At 59.1% G+C, this 24184-nt stretch carries 19 protein-coding genes; 4 read left to right on the top strand and 15 right to left on the bottom strand.

All coding sequences use genetic code 11. From position 1 onward, the window contains the following. Positions 1 to 16 precede the first annotated feature (16 nt). On the top strand, positions 17 to 607 hold the full coding sequence (locus ACYQ47_RS25050) for a phosphatase PAP2 family protein (protein ID WP_244826057.1): 591 nt from the start codon (positions 17 to 19) through the stop codon (positions 605 to 607). Between the two features lie 125 nt (positions 608 to 732). Then, positions 733 to 1665 carry a LysR family transcriptional regulator gene (locus tag ACYQ47_RS25045; protein ID WP_250465414.1) on the top strand — a complete coding sequence of 311 codons (933 nt, stop codon included), beginning with the start codon at positions 733 to 735 and terminating at the stop codon, positions 1663 to 1665. On the opposite strand, the gene ACYQ47_RS25040 is transcribed toward ACYQ47_RS25045, so the two are convergent. The 5 genes from ACYQ47_RS25040 to ACYQ47_RS25020 form a co-directional block, all read right to left on the bottom strand. After that, positions 1589 to 2701 carry a glycosyltransferase family 9 protein gene (locus tag ACYQ47_RS25040; RefSeq protein ID WP_459907435.1) on the bottom strand — a complete coding sequence of 371 codons (1113 nt, stop codon included), beginning with the start codon at positions 2699 to 2701 and terminating at the stop codon, positions 1589 to 1591. The two genes, ACYQ47_RS25045 and ACYQ47_RS25040, sit on opposite strands and share 77 nt — an antisense overlap. 15 nt (positions 2702 to 2716) lie before the next feature. Next, positions 2717 to 4624: a polysaccharide biosynthesis protein gene (locus ACYQ47_RS25035; RefSeq protein ID WP_459907433.1), complete on the bottom strand. Its 1908-nt coding sequence runs from the start codon at positions 4622 to 4624 to the stop codon at positions 2717 to 2719. Beyond that, entirely contained in the window at positions 4621 to 5670 is a 1050-nt protein-coding gene (locus ACYQ47_RS25030; RefSeq protein ID WP_459907431.1) for an MraY family glycosyltransferase, read from the bottom strand. Before ACYQ47_RS25030 ends, ACYQ47_RS25035 begins: the two co-directional genes overlap by 4 nt. 125 nt (positions 5671 to 5795) lie before the next feature. Then, positions 5796 to 6755: a UDP-glucose 4-epimerase family protein gene (locus ACYQ47_RS25025; RefSeq protein WP_459907429.1), complete on the bottom strand. Its 960-nt coding sequence runs from the start codon at positions 6753 to 6755 to the stop codon at positions 5796 to 5798. After that, positions 6752 to 7591: a glycosyltransferase family 2 protein gene (locus tag ACYQ47_RS25020; protein ID WP_459907427.1), complete on the bottom strand. Its 840-nt coding sequence runs from the start codon at positions 7589 to 7591 to the stop codon at positions 6752 to 6754. The genes ACYQ47_RS25025 and ACYQ47_RS25020 overlap by 4 nt, the downstream gene beginning before the upstream one ends. A 148-nt stretch (positions 7592 to 7739) precedes the next feature. On the opposite strand from ACYQ47_RS25020, the gene ACYQ47_RS25015 reads away from it, so the two are divergent. Next, complete coding sequence (locus ACYQ47_RS25015) at positions 7740 to 9011, top strand: IS256 family transposase (RefSeq protein ID WP_459909304.1); 1272 nt, start codon at positions 7740 to 7742, stop codon at positions 9009 to 9011. 363 nt (positions 9012 to 9374) lie between these two features. Here ACYQ47_RS25015 and ACYQ47_RS25010 read toward each other — a convergent pair whose 3' ends face one another. Both ACYQ47_RS25010 and ACYQ47_RS25005 read right to left on the bottom strand, forming a co-directional pair. Further along, the gene (locus ACYQ47_RS25010; protein ID WP_459907425.1) at positions 9375 to 11090 is read right to left on the bottom strand and encodes a hypothetical protein; all 1716 of its coding nucleotides are present in this window, start codon (positions 11088 to 11090) and stop codon (positions 9375 to 9377) included. A gap of 240 nt (positions 11091 to 11330) precedes the next feature. Further along, complete coding sequence (locus ACYQ47_RS25005) at positions 11331 to 12380, bottom strand: polysaccharide pyruvyl transferase family protein (RefSeq protein ID WP_459907423.1); 1050 nt, start codon at positions 12378 to 12380, stop codon at positions 11331 to 11333. A gap of 429 nt (positions 12381 to 12809) precedes the next feature. Between ACYQ47_RS25005 and ACYQ47_RS25000 the strand changes: the two genes are divergently transcribed. Further along, complete coding sequence (locus tag ACYQ47_RS25000; RefSeq protein ID WP_459907421.1) at positions 12810 to 13349, top strand: hypothetical protein; 540 nt, start codon at positions 12810 to 12812, stop codon at positions 13347 to 13349. A 362-nt stretch (positions 13350 to 13711) separates the two neighbouring features. On the opposite strand, the gene ACYQ47_RS24995 is transcribed toward ACYQ47_RS25000, so the two are convergent. The 8 genes from ACYQ47_RS24995 to ACYQ47_RS24960 form a co-directional block, all read right to left on the bottom strand. Continuing rightward, entirely contained in the window at positions 13712 to 14746 is a 1035-nt protein-coding gene (locus ACYQ47_RS24995; protein ID WP_459907419.1) for a glycosyltransferase family 2 protein, read from the bottom strand. Positions 14747 to 14824: 78 nt separating this feature from the next. Beyond that, complete coding sequence (locus tag ACYQ47_RS24990) at positions 14825 to 15856, bottom strand: acyltransferase family protein (RefSeq protein ID WP_459907417.1); 1032 nt, start codon at positions 15854 to 15856, stop codon at positions 14825 to 14827. Further along, positions 15856 to 16338 carry an acyltransferase family protein gene (locus ACYQ47_RS24985; protein WP_459907415.1) on the bottom strand — a complete coding sequence of 161 codons (483 nt, stop codon included), beginning with the start codon at positions 16336 to 16338 and terminating at the stop codon, positions 15856 to 15858. Before ACYQ47_RS24985 ends, ACYQ47_RS24990 begins: the two co-directional genes overlap by 1 nt. Before the next feature lie 23 nt (positions 16339 to 16361). Beyond that, complete coding sequence (locus ACYQ47_RS24980) at positions 16362 to 17420, bottom strand: NAD-dependent epimerase/dehydratase family protein (protein WP_459907413.1); 1059 nt, start codon at positions 17418 to 17420, stop codon at positions 16362 to 16364. A 46-nt stretch (positions 17421 to 17466) separates the two neighbouring features. Beyond that, the gene (locus ACYQ47_RS24975; RefSeq protein ID WP_459907411.1) at positions 17467 to 19392 is read right to left on the bottom strand and encodes a rhamnan synthesis F family protein; all 1926 of its coding nucleotides are present in this window, start codon (positions 19390 to 19392) and stop codon (positions 17467 to 17469) included. A gap of 477 nt (positions 19393 to 19869) precedes the next feature. Next, positions 19870 to 20850: a CgeB family protein gene (locus tag ACYQ47_RS24970; protein WP_459907409.1), complete on the bottom strand. Its 981-nt coding sequence runs from the start codon at positions 20848 to 20850 to the stop codon at positions 19870 to 19872. Next, positions 20847 to 23294 (bottom strand): glycosyltransferase family protein, encoded by a 2448-nt coding sequence (locus tag ACYQ47_RS24965; RefSeq protein ID WP_459907407.1) that lies wholly within the window; start codon positions 23292 to 23294, stop codon positions 20847 to 20849. The genes ACYQ47_RS24970 and ACYQ47_RS24965 overlap by 4 nt, the downstream gene beginning before the upstream one ends. Positions 23295 to 23425: 131 nt before the next feature. Beyond that, on the bottom strand, positions 23426 to 24184 hold the full coding sequence (locus tag ACYQ47_RS24960; protein WP_459907405.1) for an ABC transporter ATP-binding protein: 759 nt from the start codon (positions 24182 to 24184) through the stop codon (positions 23426 to 23428).

Genomic DNA, 24184 nt, shown 5'->3' with positions numbered 1-24184 from the left:
GGGTAACGAAAAAAGCATGGAAACGAAAATACTCTGGATTTTTTCCAATCTCGGCGACGCGGCGCTTCTTTTGCCGCTCGCACTCGTTTGCGCACTGTGGTTGCGCTCGGTGGACATGCGGCTCGCCATTCGCTGGGCCGTGCTGCTGACGGCCGGCATGGGATTGGTCGGCCTTTCGAAGATTCTCTATGCAGGCTGCGGCCTCGAAGTGCCGGCCATCGAATTTCGTATGATCAGCGGGCACACCATGCTCGCGGCATCGATCTATACGGTCGCCGCAGGCTTGCTCGCGGGCGGGCTCGGAAGAGCGTGGTATCTGCTGGGCGCGGCAGCGGGACTCGTGCTCGCGGCGCTGATCGGCGCAAGTCGTATTCTGCAGGACGCGCACACGCCCGCCGAAGTCGTGGCTGGCTGGCTGCTCGGCGGCCTCATCGCCTTCCTGTTGTTGCGCCATGTGTTTGCCGTGCCGCGCAAGATGCCGCGCGCGCTCGTGGCGGGCCTCGGGCTGCTCGCCGTCTCTTCGATCGCTTACGGTCATCACGCGCCGTTCCAGCGGATGATCGAACACTACTCGTGGTGGCTGTGCCGCGGACTCGGACTGTCGTGATCGTGCGCGCCGGCCACGGTTGCTGCGCGGCTGGCGGGTTCCAAAGTATGATCCCCGCTTGATCAACAGTTCGACCGCCGTGCATGCCTGCATCTTTGCGCGCGCGGCCGTGATTGCAGACGAGTATGGATCGCTTTCTCGCCATGAAGGTCTTTGCGCGCGTCGTCGAGGCGGGCAGCTTCTCCAAGGCCGCCGATGCGCTGCGCCTGCCGCCCGCGAGCGTATCGCGCACGCTGCAAGCGCTCGAAGCGCATCTCGGCGCACGCCTCATCAATCGCACCACACGCAGCATCAGCATCACCGAAGACGGCGAGGCTTACTACGATCGCTGCGTGCGCGTGCTGGGCGAGATCGACGACATGGAAGCGTCGCTCTCGCATTCGAAGCTCAGTCCCAAGGGCAACGTCAAGGTCAGCCTGCCGCAGGTCATGGCGAAGAGCACCATCATTCCCGCCTTGCCGGAATTCTTCGCGGCCTATCCGGATATCGGCGTCGAATTGCTTTTGACGGACCGCTCGGTCGATCTCGTCGAGGAAGCCGTGGATTGCGTGGTGCGCGTCGGCGCGGTCGGCGATGTCGGCCTCGTGGCCAAGCGCATTGGCGCGTATTCGCAGATCACGTGCGCATCGCCCGGCTATCTCGAGAAGTACGGCACGCCGCGCACGCTCGACGATCTCGAACAGCATCTCGCGGTCGGCTACGTGCTCAACAAGTCGGGGCGCGTGCGCAACTGGGAATTCGTCGTCGATAACGAAACGCGCACCATCGCGATGAAGCACAAGATCGCGGTGAACGACGGCGATTCGTACATTGCGTGCGGCGTCTCGGGCCTCGGACTCATCCAGAGTTCGAGCTACACGCTCGACCCTTATGTGAAAAGCGGCGCGCTCGTGGAAGTGCTGAACGAGTATCCGTCGTATGCGCGCGTGGTGTCGGTGCTGTATGCGGCGAACCGGCATCAGCCGCGGCGCGTGCGCGTCTTCATCGACTGGGTGGCGGAGCTCTATGGACGCTTGCCCGCGTTTCAGGCGAGCGGCAAAACGGTCTCGCCGTCGTGACGATCGGCATGGTGCGCCAGTCGTAGGCGCCATACACACGTTCGAGCGCGCGAAGGTCCTGCGCTCGGGCACTCGCGTGAATCCCTTGCAGCTCGCTCAGTTCGAACTCCACTGCATGACAGTTGGCGTAGTCGCGCGAGCGTAACGCTGCGCCGATGGTCGTGAAGAAAGCCGTCGTCGGCACGTCGAAGCCCGCTGCGATATGCAGCGCGGCGGTATCAGGCGTCGCCAGATAACAGGCGTGTCCGATCCACGCGATGAATTCCGCCGTATCCCTGGAATGCGCCGCGATGTCGCGATAGTGCGGGTGATCGATCGCGCCGAAGCCATACACGGGCAAGCCGAATTCGTCCCACAGACGTGCGACGATGCGCCCACGCGCCGCCTGCGGCACGCTGCGCACTGGCGTGCTCGCGTTGGGACAGAACAGCACATACGCCGCGTCGTCTGCGTGACGCGCGGGCAAGGGCAAGGCCAGATCACGCAGCCAGCGATTGCGCTTGTCTTCCGGCGCTACGCTTAGCGGGTCCACGCCTAACGCGCGGATGAAGAAATCGATCATCGGCATCGAGGCGAAGCTCGGCCAGAAGAGATGATTGCCGAGGTCGATCTTCGGTTCATCGGCGGGCAGGCTTGCGAGCGGCACCGGCAGATCGATCACATCGCCCCCGACGAGCGGCGCGGCCAGTTCATACAAGCGCTTCACGTAGCCTGGCGCATGAGCCGGCCGATAAGTCGTAAACGTGAGATGCGGCCAGCGTCGCTTGATCGCGAAGAGCGCGGACAGGCCGATGATCGAATCGCCCAGCGTCACACCGAACGCGTTGATGAGATGAACGCGGCGCGCGGCTGCATAGTTCGCCGTGAAGGGCGTGGAGACGGCGCAGAGAATGTCGCGCCGCGCGTCGTGTAATGACTTGAAGCCGGAGGCATCGCTACCGGTGGCTTCGAGATCGTAGGACGCGACGATCTCGCCGTGCCTCGATAACAACGAACCCGCATGGGTCAGCGCATGGACTTCATCGAAAGTCGTCATGCGCTGTTGGCTCCGTCAGCGCGACGTGCCGCGCTCGTTGGCCACTTTCGCCACTTTCGCAACCGGCACGCTTTGCAGCGTGGGGTTGGTCACCGTCTGATACTCCGGCACCCAGCGACGCAGATCGCGCCGTACTTCGTCATCCGCGAGCACGCGATGCTGCATGAGCCACGGCAACAATTCGTCGATGAAGTTTTCGGGCACGCCTCGCGCCTGCGCGATCCGCAGTTTGGGATGCGGCGTGCGCGTGGTGGTTTCGTCGTCGGCGAGTAGTTCCTCGTAAAGCTTCTCGCCCGGCCGCAAGCCGGTGAACACGATGCGAATCTGTTCTTCGCTGTAACCGTAGAGCCGGATCAGATCGCGCGCCAGATCGACGATCTTCACGGGCTGACCCATATCCAGAATGAAAATCTCGCCGCCACGTCCCATGCTCGATGCCTGCAACACGAGTTGCGCGGCTTCGGGAATGGTCATGAAGAAGCGCGTGATTTCCGGATGCGTCACCGTGACCGGGCCGCCCTTCGCAATCTGCTGCTGGAACTTGGGGATCACGCTGCCCGCGCTGCCGAGCACATTGCCGAAGCGCACCGTCTCGAACTGCGTGTGCGGCGCGGCCTGCTGCAAGGCCTGACACGCCATCTCGGCGAGCCGCTTGCTGGCGCCCATCACGTTGGTCGGGTTAACGGCCTTGTCGGTGGAAATCAACACGAAGTGGCGCACGTCATGGCGAATCGCCGCGCGCGCGACGCGCAGCGTGCCGAGCACGTTATTGCGCACGGCTTGCCAGGCGTTCTGCTCTTCCATCAGCGGCACGTGCTTGTAGGCGGCCGCATGAAACACGATATGCGGCGCAAAGCGCGCCATGGTCTGATCGAGCAGCAGCGAATCCTTGGCGTCGCCGACGACCGGAATCACCGAGCAATCCGTGAATTTCTCGTGCAACTCCTCGATCAGGCGATACATCGCGTATTCGCTCAGATCGTAGGCGACGAGTTGCGCCGGCGAGAAACGCAGAATCTGCCGGCAGAGTTCCGAGCCGATAGAACCGCCCGCGCCCGTCACCATCACCACACGACCGTGCAGCAACTGTTCGACGTGCGGCATGTCGATTTTGACGGGCTCGCGGCCGAGCAAATCCTCGAGATCGATCTGCCGCACGCGCGACAGGAAACCGCCCTCGCCTTGCGTCAATTGACTGAGCGCGGGCAGCACCATGACCTTCACGCCCGCGCGCACGCACAGCGTGGCGACGCGACGCTGCTCTTCCGCCGATGCCGAGGGAATCGCGATGATGGCGTAATCGGTCTTGTATTGCTCCGCGACCTGCTGCAAGTCGCCGAAACTTCCGAGCACCTTGTGGCCGAGCACTTCGCGGCCTTGCTTCGAGCGATCGTCATCGAGCAGGCCGACCAGACGCCATTCGCTCGAACGCGCAAGTTCACGCGCCAGCATGGCGCCCGCAGTGCCCGCGCCGAGTACGATCACAGGCTTGCCCTGCCCGACGAGCCCGCCATAGAGATAGAACTCCTTGGTCGCACGATAGAGCGCGCGCGCGCCGCCCATTGCGAGAAACAGCAACAGCGGCTCGACGATCAGCACCGAGCGAGGAATCACGGGCGTTGGTTGCGCCATGACCGCGCCGATCATGACGACGAGCGCGCCGACGGCGACCGACTTCGAGATGCGCATCAGATCGGGCAGACTCGCGAACACCCACATGCCGCGATAGAGGCCGAAGACGCGGAACATGACGCCGTAGACAGGCAGCACCCAGATGAGCGCCATGAATGCGCCGTGCTGAAACTCGGGCGGCACGGCGCCGTTGAAGCGGATCATGTAGGCGACGAGCCATGTCGCGGCAACCGCGCACAGATCGAACGCGAAGGCTCCGGCGGAAAGCCAAGGAGCTTTGTATCGAATCATCCGCGTGTACCTCTAGGTTGTCCGGAGTGAAGCGCTTGATGACGGCGCCAGCAAACATCGACGACTGAGCCTGCCGCCACGACAACGACCACCCATACTGCGACCGCCAGCCACTGGCTCGCGGGAGACCACGCGAGCGCCGAGATGGCGAGCACGACGCCCGCGAGCATCAGCAAATACCACGCAAGCGCCGTCCGCGCGTGGCCGGCGCCGGCTTGAACCATGCGTTGATAGTAATGCTCCCGGTGTGCCTGCCAAAACCTTTCTCCGCGCGCGAGACGCTTGAGCAGCGTCACCGACGCGTCGCCGATGAACGGCGAAAACACCAGCGCCGGAAACCAAACGGGCCACGTGCCCTTGAGCCAGCCCCAATATCCGAGTGCTCCAGCCAAGAATCCTAAGGGAATCGACCCCGAATCTCCCAGAAAAATCCTAGCTGGATGAAAATTGAATAGCAAGAAGCCCGCTGCGGCACCGGCGAGCGCCGCGCTCGCGACGCCTAGATCGATCTGCGGCACGGGCCCGGAGAGCGCCGCGACGGCGTAACCGCCGAAACCGAATAGCGCCATGCCGCCTGCGAGGCCGTCGGAGCCGTCCATGAAGTTGTAGAGATTGACGAGCCAGACCATGAGGAAGCCGACGGCAACCAGCGCCCACCAAGGCACCGGCGCGGGATTCAGCGCGATGAGCAGCGCAACGGCGGCCACGTGCGCGCCGAAGCGCACGCGGGCGGGCAAGCCGCGACGATCGTCGATTTGCGATACCGCCGCGAGCACCGCGGTCAAGAGCGCGGCAAGCCACAGCGTGGGCGTGGCGACCAGCATGGCGATGACGGCAACAGGAACGATTCCCCATCCGCCGACACGCGGCGTCGGTCGACTATGAAGCGAACGTTCGTTCGGAATATCGGTGGCGAGGCGCCAGGCCAAGCCCGTGCGAAGCAAGGCTGAGAGGATCGCGGCGCATGCTGCGAGCGACCCCGCTGCGACTAAAGCAGCGGCAATCCATGGAGAACTGACGACAAAAGGTGACAGCGGCTGGGTCATTTCCCGGAAATTGCAAGGTGAGGTTCTTTCGACTGTGACAAATCATGCCCTCTTCGACGCGGCGCGCGTGTTACCGGGGCTTATCCGTTGTTACCGGACGTTAACTCGACATAATTAGCTCGGAATTATGTTTTCCGCAGACGATACGCGCGATACCAGTCCGCCGTTGCGGCGAGGCCTTCGTCGAGCGTGTACGGCGGGCGCCAGCCTAGCACATCGCGGATGTGAGTCGAGTCGATCTGGAGGCTGCCGGTCAGGCGGGCGATTTGAGGCGATTTGCCGGTGAGTCTGCCTGCCAGTTTCAAGGCGCCGACCGGCACGGACACCAGCCGCGCGGGCTTATGCAGATGATGCCCCAGACGCCGGGCGAGGTCTGCGACACCGGGATCTTCGCCGTCGGTGATGTGGAATAGCTGATTCGCGGCGCGCGGATGCGTGGCGCAGGTGACGAGCGCATCGGCGAGATTCATCACGTAGCAAAGGCTTCTGCGTGCTTCCACCGCGCCGATGGGCAACGGCATGCCCTTGGCGATCGCGTCCATCAGGCTCAAGAAATTGGCGCGCACATCGGGGCCATAGACCAGCGGCGGACGCGCGATCAAGATTTCCAGGCCGGTGCGCGCGCCGAACTCCTTCAGCCTGATCTCCGCTTCGAACTTGGAGACGCCGTATGGATCGGGTGGATGCGGCGTATCGGTTTCCTTTAGCGGACGGCCATCGTCCAGTTCGGCGAGCGCCTTGATGCTGCTCACGAAGACGAAGCGCCGCGCGCCTGCGCGATGTGCCGCGTCGGCGACGCTGAGGGTGCCATCGACGTTGATTGCGCGAAAGGCGGCGAGCGGGTCGGTGGCCGCGTCGCTCATGACGTGGACGCGCGCGGCCAGATGAATCACCGAAGCACAATTTTCGAAGGCTACGGGCGTGATTGCATCGAGCGAGCCGATGTGCACGGGCGTGACGCCCGGCTCGACCGCCGCACCCTCGCGCACGATGCCTACAGGCTCTTTGCCCGCATCGAGCAGCAAGCGCGACACGGCCCGCCCGACGAACCCGTTTGCTCCGGTCACGCCGATGCGCTCGCTCATAGCCATTTCCAGCCGAAGCGGTTGAAAAACCTGCACGCCGATGTGACGAAGAGCTTGATGTGTTTGAAGCCCTTGCGTGCCGCGTCGCCGCCATGATGCAGCACGCGTACCGAGGGCACGTAGGCCACGCGGGCGATTTCGTGGGTACGCAGGCTCAGGTCGTAGTCTTCGAAGTAGAGGAAATAGCGCGGGTCGAAGCCGCCGAGTTTTTTGAGGACCTCGGTGCGGAATAGCATGAAGCAGCCGCTGACGATGGGCGGGTCCCAGAGGATGTCTTCGTCGTTGATGACGTCGCGCATTTCGTAACGGGCCAGGCGGTTTTCAAAGGGCGCGCGAAGGCGTGCTGGGAGAAAGCCGCGCACGAAAAGATCGAGGACGGTTGGGAAGCGGCGGCAGAGGAATTGTTGGTGGCCGGTGTCGTCGATGATCATCGGAGAGACGAGACCCGCCTCCGGGTGAGCTTCCAGGAACGCAAGCGCGCGTACGAGCGCTTCGGGGTCCAGCTCGATGTCGGGGTTCAGTATCAGGTGATAGCGGCTTGTTGCGCGCTCGATCGCGAGGTTGTGGGCGCGACCGTAGCCGACGTTGCCTTGACCTTCGATGATGGTTGTCGACAGGTCGACGTGGCGGATGAGGTCGGCGAGGTCGATGCCTTCGTCGGTTCCGTTGTTGATGAGGTATAGGGGCGCGGACGTGCCACTCGTGACGGACAAGCGATGCAGTGCGGTATCGAGCGTGCGCAGCGTACGTTCGAGAAGTTCGCGGTGCGGTCGGTAGACGACGACGGATGCGGTTATCAAATCGGCCGAGCTTGCGTTATCGGAGTGGAAGTTCAACTGCGTCCTTGGTGACAGAACTTTATATTCATGGCGGCATGCCGGCTGTCGGAAGACGACATTTTCGCCGAAATGCGCTGAAAGCAGGAAGCGGACCTATCCGTAATTCTGTGGGCGAGGCATATTATGAGAGGTAAAAGTCATGGATATGCCGATGAAGAAGAAACGCACCGTCGCTTCTCAGGCAGCGGCCCGAGGGCCGCTGCCTGCCCTTCTGGAAGGTCTGCTGGATGACCTGGTCAAAGGCCCGATGACGCCCACCGAGGTCCAGGACCTGATGCTGGCGTTCAACAAGGCACTCATCGAGCGCGCAATGGGCGCCGAGATGAAGATGCATCTGGGCTACCTGGCGGGGCAGCCGAAACCCGACGGCCAGGACAACGAACGTAACGGCGCCAGCGGCAAGACGCTCATCACCGATTATGGCCCGCTCAGGGTCGATCTGCCGCGTGATCGTGACGGCAGTTTTGAACCCATCCTGATTCCGAAACACGAGCGCCGTTTTACCGGTTTCGACGAGCGCATCATCGCCATGTACGCGCGCGGCATGAGTGTGCGCGAGATCCAGGCGTTTCTGGCCGAAGCCTATGGCACCGAGGTTTCGCCCGATTTCATCAGCTCGGTCACCGACGAAGTCATGGCTGAAGCGCTCGCCTGGCAAAGCCGTCCGCTTGAGCCGATGTACCCGGTGGTGTTCTTCGACGCGCTGCGTGTGAAGATCCGTGGCGACGGCGTGGTGAGCAACAAGGCGGTGTATCTGGCGCTGGGCATTCAGGCCGACGGCCAGCGCGATGTGCTCGGCCTGTGGATCGAACAGACCGAAGGGGCGAAGTTCTGGCTGAAAGTGTTCAACGAACTGAAGACCCGGGGCTGCCAGGACATCCTGATCGCGGTGGTCGACGGCCTGAAGGGACTGGCTGAGGCGATTGGCACGGCGTACCCGCGCACGGCCGTGCAGACCTGCATCGTGCATCTGATCCGCAACAGTCTGGAGTACGCCAGCTACAAGGACCGCAAGAGCGTGGCCGCAGCGCTGCGGCCGGTCTATGCCGCCGCGAGTGAACAGGCCGCTCAGCAGGCCCTGGAGGCCTTTGCCGAAGGCCCGTGGGGTGCGAAGTATCCGACTATCGTGCAGTCGTGGCGACGGGCGTGGGAGAACGTCACACCGTTTTTCGTGTTTCCGCCGGACATACGCCGTGTCGTCTACACCACAAACGCCATTGAGAGTCTGAACATGCAACTACGCAAGATCATCAAGACACGCGGCCACTTCCCCAATGACGAGGCCGCCATCAAGCTGCTGTGGCTGGCATTGCGCAACGTGCTGGCAAAGTCAGTACGCGCGGCGTTCGACTGGTCGTCCGCGATGAACCAGTTTGCCATCCTGTTTGGAGAGCGTTTCACCAACGCACGCGGGTGACTCCGCTAACCGCCTCGCACACAAAAATGCGGACAGGTTCCAGGAAGCCGTCAAGCAAGCTGCCGCAATAGCGATATGGCGTGGTTGACTTGATTGTGCGGATCGCATGGTCGAGCCAGCACGCCGCAACTGCATTCGGCTTATCGCGCAACATGTATTTCACGGTGCTTTAGCGTGACCTACTGTTCCGCAGGCTGCATACTGCGCATCGCCCTTGATTACCTGATGGCTTATCGTCCTCATCGGTCTGCGGTCGCGTCTCGAAGGCAAACGCATGTTCCTTCTTCCCCGGTCACTTCGAGCGGTGGACCGAGGAAGGTTGGCCGCGATGGGCAGTTTTCAGGCACGAGCTCTGATCACCGGTCAAGTCTTGAATAGCCGAAAAACCGAGCGTAACGGGGCTGTGACACGCCATGAACGACTCCTCAAGATCTCATCCCGTTCGGCTAGCAACCGATTCTTTTCGGTTGCCCAGTCGCCTGTTTGCGTCACAAGCCGGCCTTGCTCCACCAACAAACGGTCTTGCTCCACCATCAAACGGTCTCGCTCTGCCGCCAAGCCGTCCCGTTCTGCCATCAGCCGATCTAGGTCGATCGCCAGCTGATCTCGGTCCGTCCGTAGTGCATCCCGCTCACTCAACAAGGCATGTCGCTCTTCTGTTAGCTCGGCTCGCTGCGTCGTCAATTGGTCTCGCTCAGCCGTCAAATGTGCGTGACTTGTCGATAGTGCGCCAAGGTCTGCCGCCAGTTGATTTCGCGCGGCAGCCAATTTTCCAAAGGCGGAGGCATAAAGTCGGTTGGCGGACTCCGCCGGCCCAACGGCAAATACTTCCATGTCGACGATGATTTCTTCAACCCCGAGTTGAAAACTCTCTGGGATGTCGATTAAAAACTGCGGGTCGTTGTGCGCGAAATAAAGCTCCGACTCGTCAGCATGTGTGGGATTTAAGGGCGTTCCAGTGAGCGTTTGCTCACCAGCCTGACTTGATAATTTGATCTGGTTGACGCGTAGGACAACATGCTCGTTGAGCGGATCGAATCGCAGCGTCCGAATGGCCTGCTGCTCCGGAAACTTATTGAATTTATAATCATGTCTCCCCCTTGATACTGGCATGGATCTGGACTCGACCTCGTTGAATCCCGATCCGGTATCGAAGAAAAGCTGCACATACGGCATATTCGCAACCACATATCCCGGGATTGTGTTCTCGAATGCAAGGCGCGGGGGACTTTCCAACTGCAATACGTCGAAAATCTTTGCCCGCACGTTTTCGGGAGCGGACATATGAAGAAGCGATCCCGATCCATCAAGTGGATAAACATTGTTATCTTCGGGGACTTCCACGAGTCGATTCACCTTGAGCCCTTCCGCCAAGGCATATGCGAACGAAGGATTTCCAATGAAAAGCGCTGCGTTTGCCAGTAGGCTAGCCAGGTCCGCAAAGTTCGATGTCTGGAAAACTGTTCCGCCGATATTTCTTCTTTCGATTTGATCGTTTCCGACACCAACGAAGAACACCCGGTCCGCAGGTACATCGCGAAACAGGTATTCATAGTACGCGTGACCGTACCGGCGATATCGACTTGTCAAACTGACGACGATATAGGGCTCCTCTTTTATACGGGGCTTCGAAGCCTTTTCATCTAGCGTGATCCACGGCTGCGCGCCATCGACCATCAGGTTGAATGGCACCGCGTGAGCGTACAACAAATGCAACCGGTGATTTGTAAAACTAGCCCGGAACGAGTCGAGAATATAGTCGACCCCCAAATCGCTTGGGCTAGCATACTCCCAGGGTACACCTGACTTGATAATCGTTACGCGCCGTAGAAACCCTTGAGCTAGCAGCAGAGGTACCAGTGCTCTGGCAGCGCCTTCAGTTAACACTCGCCCCCCAAAACCGGGGTCAGCGCATACGTTAAGAATGAGGTGGTTGATGTCGAGCGCCCGACACGTTGGCAACGAATAAACGATATCGCCAAGGTTGCCTGAATGAAGCCCGGAGCGCCACGAAACGGGGTTGGACTCCTCGGAGGCGAAGAATTCAGCGACAACGGGAATCGCTTCCAGAATACTCATAATACTTATATGCCTCTGTTAAACAAGCGTAAAAAAGCGTGCATGACTCTTCGAGCCGACTCATGTGCGACGAAATAAACGTTGGGCGCGGCATGTTGCAGTAAGCGCGCCGACGGATAAAGCTTGGACGACGGAGCGGCATTGATGCATTCGAGCACTGTGCAATGCGCTCAATCTATTTCCAACCGCATGCCGGTCCACACTGCCTGCCGTACAAGCCTAATCCTTGACGAGAGCCGGTTAAGATAAGCGGGCTTGAACTACATCGGAAAGAAAACTCCGCAGCCTACTTCTTAAATGGTCATACGCGCTCTTCTTGAAGGACAGTAACTCGGTTGACTGCCGGTTGGTCTCTTCGAGCGAAGTTTCGGCTGCGACCTGGAAAGCTTCCTGAACGGGAAGAATAGGGAGCATGTTTTCAAACGGCTTTTGCGTGCTCCGTAGCCTGAAGTTTCCTTCCTCGGCTAATAAAATCGAAGGGACGCCCGCAGAAAGTCCCGCAATCGCACCATGCAACCGAGTCGAAATAATCATTGAATAGCTGGACAACTGGGTCAGCAAGTGATCCGGTTCGTAGCTATAAATACAGGGATGTCCCAGATTCAATCGCGAAAACCGCATGTGCTCGTCGATATAAAGACTCACGATATCGAGATCGATTTTGCCTTGGGCATTTCGCAGTTCCGAAATCAGGCTCTGCACCAACTCTTCGCCGATATTTTGGTTGGGTGTGCCGGAACTCTGCACGATGACACCAACGCGGTGTTGATCAGGACGGCGCCCCGCCTCGCCCGCGCTGTAGAAAGCGGGACATGGCAGCGGGACCGCTCTGGGCCTCGACAGTTGTGCGTTGAGACACTCCGCCAAATCTACGCTTCGTGTGCAGATAAAAACGTTGTCGCGCTCGAGAACCTCGATCTCATGCGGCGCGAGTTGCGGCATGGCGGCGCCAGAACCGGCGCCCAGCACCAAGACCGGAACTTTCGGCTGCGTGAGCAGGGCGCGGTAAATTCGCTCAACTGGTTGCCCAAACCATTCGGGAGTTCCAGCGAAAACTACAAGGTCGACTACATCGAGCGCTGGATCGCGCATGGAATTGGTCAAAAAATCCGTCCGCATCCGACCATCGGTCCACCGGTCCATGAAGAGGTCGGGATTACGATTCCAAAGCAACCAGTTGTGGTCGGGCCCGAGAATGTCACCCAATAGTTGTTCGACACCTTTGCGGATGAACTCATCTCCAGGATTCCACTGTCGACTGGAACTGATGAGGATGTTCATACGCTTCATTGAAAGTACTCCTGTTAGGTGAAGAATTCGAATCGATTATGCCATCCATTCCGATGCGGGCAGGCTACCGCACCGGTTACAAAGGTTGCTGGATTCGGGTCGAACACCCACCCTTCCTGGCTCCCTGGTCAAGCGCAAGCATCGACTCGGATAGGTCATCTTGCGATTTGAAGCGAGAGGTGAGCGCCGTCCGGCAACATCGGGACTAATTCAGATGCCCCGACGGTTCCCGTGCCGGACCGCATCGCGTTGCGCGTCAAGGCCGCCTCTCACTTGCATGGATTCACTGCCCCGTAAGAATCTCGCAGCAAAAGGACATTGCAAGCAAGAACACTCTGAGGCCCGGCGGGCGACCTTCGTTCGGTTTCGTCAGTCGCCTCGGTCATCGAAGCATTCTTCGCGCAGCGAGACAAGCCCACGCAGGCGCAAGTGTTTGACCAGAACGGCTACGCATCGCGCAGAGTTATCAACGGGACGGAGTCCATTGTTTTTCCCAGGCTTTCCGACCCTCACACCATCGAACCTTTTCCCCGACTCGAGCACGTTTTGAATTCATGGCGCGATTTTGTCGAGCATCCTCACGATGAGTATCAAGACGCACATTGCTGGATATTCACTCCCGCGTCGTTCGAGTTGTTAATGCTCGACCTGAATCTGCTGAGACTCAAGCAGCTCGAAGTGGAATCGATAGAATCCGCTGACGGGGAGTTCTACGTGCGTTTACGCATTAATAAGAGTAGATTTCATGAAGACCGGAATGCGACTTATAAAAAGCGGATTGAACTGGTCTTGCGAATCAGTGATGAAGCGGCGATCACAGCCCCCGCGATGCAAGAGTCCCTTACACAGGTTGAAGGTTTGACAGCTCAACTGGAGGAAAGCCGCACTGAATGTGTACGATTACACGGTGAATGCGAAGCCGTGCATCAAACTCTCGACGCAACCCGCCGCTCAATGGTTGCCAGTTAAGCCGCGCTGGGCGAGGCAGAAAAAACGCTCGCTGAGAAAGCCGCTCGTCTCAAGGCGACTGAACACTCACTGCGCGCGATCTTTGAGTCTCGGAGTTGGCGCTTGACCGGTGTACTTCGGTCGATAATCGTAGCCGCACGCCGTCTTCGGCAATGAGCTAAAGGTCAGGTTCAAACTGGTGTTTCACCAAACACTGCAGACCCATTTTTTTCGAAGGCCCCCGCTTAGGCTCATCGTCCAGCGCGTATTTCGAAGAACTTCAGTTCGACTGTCAACAGGAACAAGTTGACCGGGAAAGAAAACGCAGACGATCAAGGAGGCTCAACCGACGCCACGTTCAGCGAAAACGAACTTAATGCGCTTCAGCGTTTGCCAATAATCAACATGCGAATGAGTGGAAGGCGAGCCGCCATCCGCAAAAGGCCTGCCAACCGATCGGGCAGAGACGTGGCCAGCGCAGTGAAGATGGCAAATTCAAATTTGAACCTGCGGCTTACGTGCTGGTTTTTACGGACGTCGGATGCAAACTCACGCAATATGGCGTTGATCTCGGATCTGTATTGAAGCCGCTCCCTTGCCGCTCGCACGGCGTCGAGAACGAATGCTCGGCCGAGTCTTGGAACGATGAGGTCCCTAAAATAATAGCCATTGCCAGTGGGATTGTCCGGGAAGGCTTCCTTTAGCTTTCTGTAGAAACGAACTCGGCTGCGGCTCATCAAGACCGAATGAGAGGTGCTGGCTGTGTGGATGCACCAGACATAAACCGGCCGGTCAACAAAGCGGTGCGTGTACCCTTTTATGATAAGGCGCATAAAAAGATCGTCGTCTTCGTAACCTGTGAATTGTTCGTCGAAGCCGCCCACTGATTGAAACGCCCTCCGATCGATCAGAGATGCAGAGGGCAGGATAAACATATCGTCGCGCAATAAGTCGGTTATCGAAGTTTTCGGATGAACCGAATGCTCCTTCACCATACTTGGCTGGACAATATTCCCATCTTCATCGGCCCGCATGCAGTCGCCGTAAACAAATCCGAACCTCTGCTCGTCAGCGTTGATTTCACCAATTAGAACCTCGATATGGTTCGGCAAGAAGAAATCGTCCTGATCGAGAAAGCAGAGATGCTGCGAACTGCAAGCATTCACCCCCGCATTTCTCGCCGAGCCCTGTCCCCCGTTCGGCTTGTCGATTATCCGAATGTCATAGCTTGAGCCGATGTCGTGGAGCGTGAGCCGCTCCTCAGCACTCGAACCGTCGTTGACGACCCAGACTTCGTCGGGCGGCACGGTCTGCTGAGAAACACTCGCCAGAGCCCGCTCGATCCATTTCGATCCGTTGTAGTACGGAATGATGACTGCGACCGTCGGTGTTGTTGGCTCTGAAGCCGCTTGCGTCATTACTGCCCTCGGGGAACTGGGGAACAAGGAAAGAGAGCGTAATGTCAGCGACACTGGCCAAACTCGCCGACATCCTTCTTACCGCGTCATGCAACTCGCATCGTTCGCCCCGTTCGAAGGCAATAGCGCATACCGGTTGCCTTTGATTGCGATCGATGTGAACCCGGAACACTGACCGTCGCACGAATGCGGACTGAACGTCGCAGCGAAACCTGGGGTTTGAAAGAGCGCATGCAACCTGAGTACCTTCATCACATCGGGACGTTCCATATCCGGCACCGCACTTCCCCAGTACTGCCCGCCGGCAAACACGAGGACTGCAACGCCTGAGGAGCCCGTCGCCGAGTCTGCGGCCCAGCCACGTACCTGTACGGTTCCATCGGGCCGGCACGTAACGCCATCGACGAAACCGTGGAGGGAGTCATCGGTTGAGAGACTGACACTTGTGCTGGCCGCAACGAACTCAGCTTGGGTTTGGGGCCTGGCCCGCTCCATCCGGCGCCCTAGCGCGTCGGCGTGGGAGACCAACCCGCCGCTGTGCCAGGCCTGCACTTCCGAGAACGCGCCATAGCTCACGAGCAGCATCGCGAATGCCGCGCCCGTTGCGGCAACAGGCGCCGGCCGCCGCGCGTCCACCCAATGTTTCAGGCGGCGATACATCGCAAGGTCGATTGAGCCGAGGACAACGCACGCGCCGAGCGACAACAGCACGACGAGGCAGTACAGAAGGACGTTCGACCACGAAGCAGGCGCGAGCCTGAAGAACCACATCATAATGGGAACGTGGCACAAATACAGTGCGTAGCTCCAGTCGCCCAGCTTCGTGAGGGGCCGGAACTCGTTTTGGATGTCGTCCTTACCGCGCGGCACGACCGACCAATGGACAAGCAGCCAGCACGCAAACGGCAAGATGTAGTTCGCGTAACTTTGCGCAAACAGCGCGACAGCGACGAGTACGATTCCCGCCAGGAAGGACAGCGTGCTCGTAAAGCCCCGCTTGATTGCGGCAGGAATGAGCAGGCCGATGGCAAAAGGCAACGTCCACTCGGAGACGATCAGATGCGATAGGCGCGGAAACTGCCCTTGTTGCAAGCCCGGCACGAGCGGCATCAGTACGAGAATGATGCCCCCCATAGGATACCGATCAACGGAATGAAGCGCGTCATGCGCAGAAGCATCACGACGAAGACCACGAAGTAGAACGACAGCTCGAATGGCAAGGTCCATTCCACACCGAGCGTGTAGTTTCGGCCCGCGCCTGGCATCAACGCGAGCGCAAGTGGATCGATACTGAATCCGAACCCAAGCGCCACGTTGATGGCGAAAACGACGAAAAGCACTATCCAGTAAATCGGATAGATGCGAATGACGCGATGTATCAGGAACTGGCCGGGCGAGCTCCTCACGGCGAGCGTCGCCATCAGATAGCCGGAGATCACGAAAAAAAGCGTCACGCCGAATGCACCCGACAAACCCGGCGTCTTCGCCAACATGACGTTGTCGCCGCGAACCGCCCACAGGTGGTAGCTCGCATGCCAGATGACCACAAGAAACGCGGCGACTGCGCGCAGGTACTGGAGTCGAAACTTCATCGATGGTGATCCGCGGCCGCGCTTCAGGATGCAACGGTCTCGTCGATCCACTTGCACAACGTGGTGACGCCGCGCTCCACGCTCCATTGCGGTTCCCACTTGAGTTCCGCGCGGCTACGCGTGATGTCGCCGGATGCCGCGCGCACGTCGCCGTTGCGGAATTTGCCATTCACGACCGGCTCGGGGGCCTGATAGATATTTCGGATGAGTTCACTCAACTGACGGATGGTCGTGGCTTCGCCCGAGCCAATGTCGTAAGCCGTGCTGGACGGCAACGGATTCACCGTGGCAATCGTGTGAACGGCGCTGGCCACGTCGTCGATAAAAACGAAGTCGCGCACGATCTCGCCGTCTTCGTAGAGCGGGATGACTTTCCCGGAACGAGCCAGTTGTGCGAACAGCGACACGATCCCCGTGTACGGATTAGTCAGCGACTGCCCCGGACCGTAGACATTTTGCAGGCGCAGCAAGCCGAGCTCCACGCCGAACGACTTCACCCATGCGCTCAAAACCTGCTCCTGCGTGAGCTTGGTCGCGCCATAGATACTCGTCGGCCGGGGCTCGGTGCGAGTCGCTTCGAAGGGCAGGCACTTCAGGCCCGGGAAGTCCCAGACACCCTTTTCGAGTTGCTCGGCGGTGCGCTGGCCAGGATAGCTGACCATGCCCGACGCGTCTTGCCAGGCGCCCTCGCCGTACACCGCACGGCTCGACGTAAGCACGACGCGCTTCGGGATAGCTTCATGACGCACGAAGGCATCGAGCATCTGGGTGGTGCCGACGACGTTCACCATTGCGTGACGCGTGCCTTCGGTAAGCGACTGTCCGGTGCCGGTTTCGGCCGCGAGGTGGATCACGACATCGGGCTTGACGTTGGGCAGCAGCTTGTCCCAGGTGTCGCGCTCAGTGACGTCTCCGACGACGAACTCGACATCTGGATGCAGCTTTGCCGGCCGGTCCGGTGTGACGTGAATTTGCGGATGCATGTTGTCAAGCGCGATGACGCGATCGAAGCTCTTCACGAGAAGCGGGGAGATGGCGCAGCCGATGAAGCCGGCTCCGCCAGTTACGAGACAGGTTTGCATGATGGTCTTACCGTTAGATCGAGAGGTTAGCAAGAGCGAGGGTGCCTCAGGCGCCTGGTTTGCGGCGCACGACGGTGCGGTATACCGGCCGCAGCACTTTGAAAGCTCTCGGCGATCGGAAAAGAATGGATTTCTTGATCGCGAAAATCAGATCGTTCCAGGACTTGCGCACGGAAGACTGCCCCACCAAGGGAGGCGTGTATCCGCCGCCGCCTTGCGTTGCGAACGGCCAGCCGTCCGCCTTCCAACGTTCGAGCAAGTGCGTGTGGTAATTGAAGTCTGCAAGTGGCAACTGCGCGGCGAACTTCTGCATCTTGTATTCGAGCATCGCATAGTTCCAGCCTGCAAGATGTGAACTCAAAATCTGCTGCGTTGTATAACGCTCATCCTGTGCCGCGTAGCAGATAAGGCGTTCGAGCGCGTGCGCAAGACCGCCGTCGACATGATGCGGCTCCGCATTGAAGTCGGTCCACTTCCATTTATGCTCGAACAGCTTGCGCAATGCCTTCGGACGGAACCAAAACATCGTGCCGTAGGCGGCGACAGGCGTATCGGGATCGAACGGCACCTTGATGTCGAGCAGTTTTGCCACCTCGGCCACCTTCTCACGGTTCGCATACCAAGCATGTCCGAGCGTACCGTAGGAGATATGCACCACCGGAGGCACCGCAACGCCAATCCACGGATTGTCGTGGAACATGTCCAGAACGTTGGTAGTAAATCCCGGGCTGTTCAGCAAATTCTCGAACATGTGACGCTTGAACAGATTGCCCCGACCGGCGGCGACCTGAGGCGACTTCTTCGTATGCAGACGGCATACGAGACTGTAGGTATCGTCGATGAATAGATCGCGGCATGAGACGAAAAGCGCCGACATGTCGCGTCCGCGGTTCTGTTCAACAATGCGAACGATCACCTTGTTGACATTCGGGCGACCTGTCACGGTCTTTTCGATGATCGCCTTCTTAGCCTCGGTTTCGGTCGTCGCGATGAAATCGAACTTGCCGGGAATCGTGTCCGTCAGAGCGAGGATTTCTTCCAGCATCTCCGTGTAATAAACGTGCACACAGGCCGCGATGCGCCCGTAATCCGGCAGCGGCTCGTCCTGCTTCAAACGCACGTCGGGCAGCACGCTCGTAAGCGCCGCGTTCGTGTTCAGGTTACGCAATTCCGCCTTGCGCAACACATTGCGCCAGATGAGATCAAAGTCGTAGTCCGAAGTCTTTCGAATAATGCTGAGCGCGCGCGGAAGATCGCCGCCGTTGTGCTCGAGAAAGCGCGGGTCATGGAAAAACGCGCGGCGCTTGATGATCGGATTGCGGTCGACCATGGTTTCATCGACGTCGAGGATCGCGGGGTAATGCGTTCCGTATTTCTTCGAGTCGAGATAGGTCTCGCACTTGTAGCCGAGCTTTGTGAAGTATTCGGTGAAGCGCGCTTCATGGCTCATGATCGCGGCCTGGTAGCTGGCGCCCGCGCTCAAATCTTTCCAGTATTGTTGAAAAGTCTTCGACGTAAACATGGTGCGGCGCACGGCAATCCAGTTCGCGTTCACGTGATAAGGCAGCACGCCTGTTCCAGTGAACGGATTAGGCGTCATTTCCAGATGCGCGGTGATGCCCCAGAAGTCGCACTTGCGCGAATCCATTTCGTCAAAGGTTTCTTTGAACGGAAATAGCGGCCCGTAGCACGTGTCGTTCACCATCAAAATCTCTTCGACGTCGCTGTCGAGGCCGAAATCGAGCTTCTCGAGGCCTTCCTTGTACGCCATCACGTCGAAACCTTCGTTCGGACGCAAAATGATTTCATCGACCACTCCGCGCAAGGCCACCTCTGAATCGCGGGCCAGCGGGCCGTTCGAATACAGAATGGTCTTGTCGCAGAACTTGTTGAGTTCGGTCAGAAAATATATGACGTAATCGTCGACGATGCCGTGCTCGTCATAGAAGGAGAATATGCAGTTCCTACGCATCGTGGATATATGAAGTTCTTTGAAAATGGTTTGGACAAGGCAAAAACGGTTCACACCGATCGTAACCTTGCGCTAAAACCGGGGTCTATGACACCCGCGCTAACCAGATTGTACTTTTCTCTCGTTCCGAATCAGTCGCTTTGGGTCAACCCATTGTGGCCAAGGGTGTTTTTCTCTCGCTGACTGAGGATTAACGCTTGCAGCGCAATTCGTTTTCAAGGCAGGAAGCCGCACATTAGTGTTCGCAAGTTCCTGTCTTTGTGTTGCATCAAAAGACCTTTGGGGTGTCTTCTCCAGTTCCGACAGCAGAAGTTCGGCTGCAATCATCCCGTCGACCGACACCCTTTTGCGCAGAGAATACCCCACCATGTACAAGCTCCCAGACGATTCATCATGACGCGAAACGTCAACACAGTTGGCGACCGCTTCGACTACCGGAGAATACACCACGCACCCTTTTGCCTTTCTCATCGCCACTTACAGACCGCGAGGCGCCGTGCTTCCTTTCCGGATCAGGTCAAACATGCGCGCGGCGCGATTCGCATAAGTATGGTCCCGCAGGGTCCGCTCCCTTGCAGCGTTGGCAATAGCCTCTGCACGCGAGCGGTCGTCGAGCAGCATCTCGACATGTCGGCCTAGTTCGAGCGGGGTATCGAACAGCAGAATTTCAGTGCCCTCTTCGTAGTAACTCTCGATCTCCAGGCTTTCAACGAAAAAGCACTGCACGGTGCTAGCTGCCGCCGCTTCGAATGTGCGGGGGCCCGGCGACGACGCCTCGAGGTTGAATCGACTATTAGCCAGATTGAAGCGTCTTCCAAGGTTGAGCGTCACAAGTGAAGCCGCGCAACGGTCAGGCAACTCGGCGTTCGGCACACGCTGATTCCGCGCGAAAGGCAAATCCGAGGGCCACTCCGATCCCAACACCGACACGTTAAAAGACATCAGGGGTTTTGCGCAATCCCGCAGCAATGCGACGCGATTCGGAAACCCGACGCCACAGAAGAACACGTCGTGCGCCTTCTCCGAATTCCAGCCGCGCACATGTGCCCGTGGGTCTGCGGCAAGCGGCAGATGATAGACCCGCGGATGCGCATAGTGCGTAGCCGTCCAGCGATCGTTCGAGAAGATCACGTCCGCGAGCGGAATGATCTTGTAGGAGAGGTCGAATTCGTAGGGATCGTCGTGCAGCCAGAAGGCGAGACAAGCGCCCAGATCGAGCGCCGCCTCCTTGAGGCCCAGATAATGCGAAGTCGAAGGCATGCACGACCCGAACGCCACGATGAGATCAGGCTCGAAGTCGCGTGCAGTTTGCTCGGCAGTTTCGAGTGAGCAGACGCGCGTGGCGCTCACCTCGGCGAGCGAACGAAAACCGTTGGCAACGTAGCCTCGCAATACGGCGTTATTGTTCACCGAGTCCGGTGACGCGCCGCAGACCAAGACTCGGCATAAGCCGTTCATATGCGGCTCCTCACGCGATTCGCGACGAGCCTCAGCGTCTCTTTCAAGCCCCGTGAACGATAAAGGCCTGCCAGTCGGCGCGCCACGAACCTTAGCCGCGCCGACCTCGATTCCTGGACGCCGGAGCCTTCGTTCGCTCCGACGTGCCATTTGGTCGAAGGCAGCACGATGCCCATATCGGCAAGCGTACGGTGCTCGATCTTCGCGGCCGCATCGACGGTGGGCTGCGGCGCGCGCAGGATCGCTTCGTAGGAATCACGCAAGGCATCGACATGTGGAGACAAACTCGAATACAACTGCTCCGAGATTCCGGCGCGCAGTGTGTCGATCAACTCGGGCTCGTCGATCAGACGCCGCACGATGTCGATGAGTTGCCCCTCGCTCTCGGGCGCGATCTTCAGTCCGTTCACGCCATGTCGGACCCGTTCGCCCAGCGCACCGATGTCGCTGACTATTGGCACGAGTCCCTGCTGCCATGCTTCCGACAACGTCAGGCAATAGGTTTCCGGCCAGATGGACAGATGCAGCGACACCTCGCAGTCTTTCAGCGCAGCGGGAAGCGCATCGGCGGAATAAGGACCATGCACAATTAAATTGCTGGTCTGCTGCGCGCCGCCAAGACGCCCGTAACTGAAATCGATGCGACCGAACACGTGAAACTCGACGGGCGCATCGGCAAGCATGGGTATCACGCGCCCAATCAACTCACCGCCTTTCTGCCGGGTCACGTTGCCAAGGATCGCGATCTTGAGTTTTGCCGACGTCGTGCGCTGCCGCCGTTGCACAGGACCGTCGAGAACGGGCACCGGCAGGACGATCGCGCGCTCATGTTGCCGCACTGCGGGCAACATCCGCGCGTAAATGTCGCGCGTTGATTCCGTATTGAAGATGATGAGATCGCAGCGACGCATCACGTCGTTCCAGAAGGCCCGCCGCCGCGTCTGCGAACCAGGAGCGATTCGATGCTTCTGCCAAAGGCAGACATCGCACTGGGAGATCGAGACGTCGGGCGCGCCGCAGAACTCATGCTTGAACGAGAGCAGGTTGAACTCGTGGCAGACAGGGAAAAAATCGTGCGCGGTGAAGGCGGTCGGCACGCCTAGTTCGGCCGCCACGTAGACCATCGAAGGCACATGTCCGATGAAATGATGGAAATGCACGAGATCGACGGATTGCTCCAGCAGCGCGCGGCGGAACGCCTGCTCCTGCGCTTGCGAACTCAGCATGTCCGCGCCGTAAGCTTCATTTACGCGATAGCGAGCGAGTTCATCGTAATCACCCGACAATACGCGCGCCTCGCGTGCCTTCGTACCTTCGCCGGCGAGATAGAACAGGATCTTCCAGTCGGGACCGAGCTTCGTGCGAATACGCTCGAGATACACTTCGATGCCGCCAAAATTGCCGCGATTCACTACGTTGTGGACGACGAACATGAGCGTGCGCGGTCTGCGCATATCAACGGACGACGCGCTGCGTACAATGCGGCCTGCTTCGCTCAGAATGGTTTCGACTCGCTTGTCGTAGGTATGCTCGGCAAGCGCGCGCGCTCGCGCTGCCCCGGCGATCGAATCGCGATAGGCTCGGTCGCCGATCAGACGTTCGGCCTTGGTGATGAAATCCGCGGTGGAAGAGAAGAGGACGATCTCCTTGTCCGGCTCGAACGAACGCGAAACCTCCTGCAACGACTCGTGCACCATCTGCACGCCACCTGCGAGCGCGGCCTCGAAAAGACGTGGCGGGGGCGTTTCCGCATAGCTGCGTCCGCCGGATGCCGAGAACACGCGCGGGAGCAACAGCGTAACGGCGCTGCGGTTCACGAAACGCGCAAACTCAGTCGGAGGAGTACGCCAGGACAGCGTGCTTTCTGGTAAGTCCACTCCGTGCGGCGGCAAAAGCGGATTGGTCGGCAGTGCGAGTTTGAACTTCCAGCCGCCAGGCATCTCGCTCAGGATCGAGCGCACGAAGGCGCTGCGATTCGGCCAGGCCGTACCTGCAAAAAACAGGTCGTAACGCAAGGGACGATCCGCAGGCTGGAGCTCGAAAGAATGGAACTCGACAGCGCCCGCAAGAGGCAGATGCCGCCCTTTCGCTCCGTACGCCGCAACGCTCGATGAATCATTGGTGAAGACGAGGTCGAACAGCTTCGCATGACGGAGGTTGACATCCAGCTCGTACGGATCTTCCGTCACCCAGAGAATCGAGCGTCCGCATACCGTCGCAAGGCGCTGGCACAGCACTTCGTCCAGTTCCTCGCCGTCGAAAGCGATTAGCAGATTGCACTCATTCTTAGCCGCCACCGCGACCGCATCTAGCGGATCTGACTTCGCGACGAAGGCGACGTGCGGATGCCGCTGAAGCGCACTGTAGAGCGCCAGGCAGATGTAGTGATTCGGGTTTCTGTACTTCGTATCGATTAACAGAACCCGGAACGAGTGGTCACGCATGCGTAATCTGAACAGAGCGTCGGTCGTTGTCTGGAAGCAAAGACGACGAAAGATGCTTTCGCGTCAGTTTATCGTCGGACGAAGGCGACCCTCACCGGGCCGCCTGACTTCGTGGCCAGCGTCGTACCGGATTAAGTGCGCGGCCCTGTAGTCGCCTCGTATTGGGACAGCACTTCCTCCATGGGACCGAAGGCACGAACGCGGCCACGTTCCATCCAGAGGACCTTGTTGCAGACGCGGCGAATCTCTGGATTCGAGTGCATTGCCAGCACCACGATCTCGGCACGGCTATGCAGATCGGAAAGACGCGCCTTTGCCTTTTGGAAGAACGAGGCGTCGCCTACGCTCATCACTTCGTCGAGCAAAAGGATTTCGGCGTCGACAGCAGTAGACACGGCGAAGGCAAGACGCACGCGCATGCCGCTCGAATAAGTTCGGAGCGGCAAATCGAGGTAATCGCCCAATTCGCAAAACTCCGCGATAGCCTCCTGCTTCTCGCGAATCTCGCTGTCGGACATGCCGAGCAGCAGGCCGCGCAACCGTATGTTCTGCAGGCCAGTCGAGTTTTCATCCATGCCGAGGCTAATGTCGAGCAATGGCACGATCTTGCCCGAGCTGGAAACGGTGCCTGTGGTCGGCGCGTAAATGCCCGCCATGGTGCGCAACAACGTGGATTTGCCCGCGCCGTTATGACCAATGAGACCGACGCGATCGCCTTTTTCGAAGCGCAGATCGACATTGTCCAGCGCACGGACGACGATCACGCCGTCAGTGTCCTCCGCAATGGTGTTTCTACGGCCGATGCGCATTACTTTCTTCTTGAGCGAGCGGCCGCGGACGTCGTAAATGGGCAGGTCGAGCGTCGCGCCCTTGAGTTCGATGAATGCCAT

The organism is Caballeronia sp. HLA56, from assembly GCF_054655155.1.
Note: the sequence above shows the minus strand (reverse complement) of the source record. Positions and strands in the feature narration are given on the sequence as shown.

What these genes read in the sequence shown, in the direction of transcription:
- ACYQ47_RS25050 (WP_244826057.1), top strand. Translation starts at nt 17, where the DNA reads ATGGAAACGAAAATACTCTGGATTTTTTCCAATCTCGGCGACGCGGCG.
- ACYQ47_RS25045 (WP_250465414.1), top strand. Translation starts at nt 733, where the DNA reads ATGGATCGCTTTCTCGCCATGAAGGTCTTTGCGCGCGTCGTCGAGGCG.
- ACYQ47_RS25040 (WP_459907435.1), bottom strand. Translation starts at nt 2,701, where the DNA reads ATGACGACTTTCGATGAAGTCCATGCGCTGACCCATGCGGGTTCGTTG.
- ACYQ47_RS25035 (WP_459907433.1), bottom strand. Translation starts at nt 4,624, where the DNA reads ATGATTCGATACAAAGCTCCTTGGCTTTCCGCCGGAGCCTTCGCGTTC.
- ACYQ47_RS25030 (WP_459907431.1), bottom strand. Translation starts at nt 5,670, where the DNA reads ATGACCCAGCCGCTGTCACCTTTTGTCGTCAGTTCTCCATGGATTGCC.
- ACYQ47_RS25025 (WP_459907429.1), bottom strand. Translation starts at nt 6,755, where the DNA reads ATGAGCGAGCGCATCGGCGTGACCGGAGCAAACGGGTTCGTCGGGCGG.
- ACYQ47_RS25015 (WP_459909304.1), top strand. Translation starts at nt 7,740, where the DNA reads ATGCCGATGAAGAAGAAACGCACCGTCGCTTCTCAGGCAGCGGCCCGA.
- ACYQ47_RS25010 (WP_459907425.1), bottom strand. Translation starts at nt 11,090, where the DNA reads ATGAGTATTCTGGAAGCGATTCCCGTTGTCGCTGAATTCTTCGCCTCC.
- ACYQ47_RS25005 (WP_459907423.1), bottom strand. Translation starts at nt 12,380, where the DNA reads ATGAAGCGTATGAACATCCTCATCAGTTCCAGTCGACAGTGGAATCCT.
- ACYQ47_RS24995 (WP_459907419.1), bottom strand. Translation starts at nt 14,746, where the DNA reads ATGACGCAAGCGGCTTCAGAGCCAACAACACCGACGGTCGCAGTCATC.
- ACYQ47_RS24990 (WP_459907417.1), bottom strand. Translation starts at nt 15,856, where the DNA reads ATGCCGCTCGTGCCGGGCTTGCAACAAGGGCAGTTTCCGCGCCTATCG.
- ACYQ47_RS24985 (WP_459907415.1), bottom strand. Translation starts at nt 16,338, where the DNA reads ATGAAGTTTCGACTCCAGTACCTGCGCGCAGTCGCCGCGTTTCTTGTG.
- ACYQ47_RS24980 (WP_459907413.1), bottom strand. Translation starts at nt 17,420, where the DNA reads ATGCAAACCTGTCTCGTAACTGGCGGAGCCGGCTTCATCGGCTGCGCC.
- ACYQ47_RS24975 (WP_459907411.1), bottom strand. Translation starts at nt 19,392, where the DNA reads ATGCGTAGGAACTGCATATTCTCCTTCTATGACGAGCACGGCATCGTC.
- ACYQ47_RS24970 (WP_459907409.1), bottom strand. Translation starts at nt 20,850, where the DNA reads ATGAACGGCTTATGCCGAGTCTTGGTCTGCGGCGCGTCACCGGACTCG.
- ACYQ47_RS24965 (WP_459907407.1), bottom strand. Translation starts at nt 23,294, where the DNA reads ATGCGTGACCACTCGTTCCGGGTTCTGTTAATCGATACGAAGTACAGA.
- ACYQ47_RS24960 (WP_459907405.1), bottom strand. Translation starts at nt 24,184, where the DNA reads ATGGCATTCATCGAACTCAAGGGCGCGACGCTCGACCTGCCCATTTAC.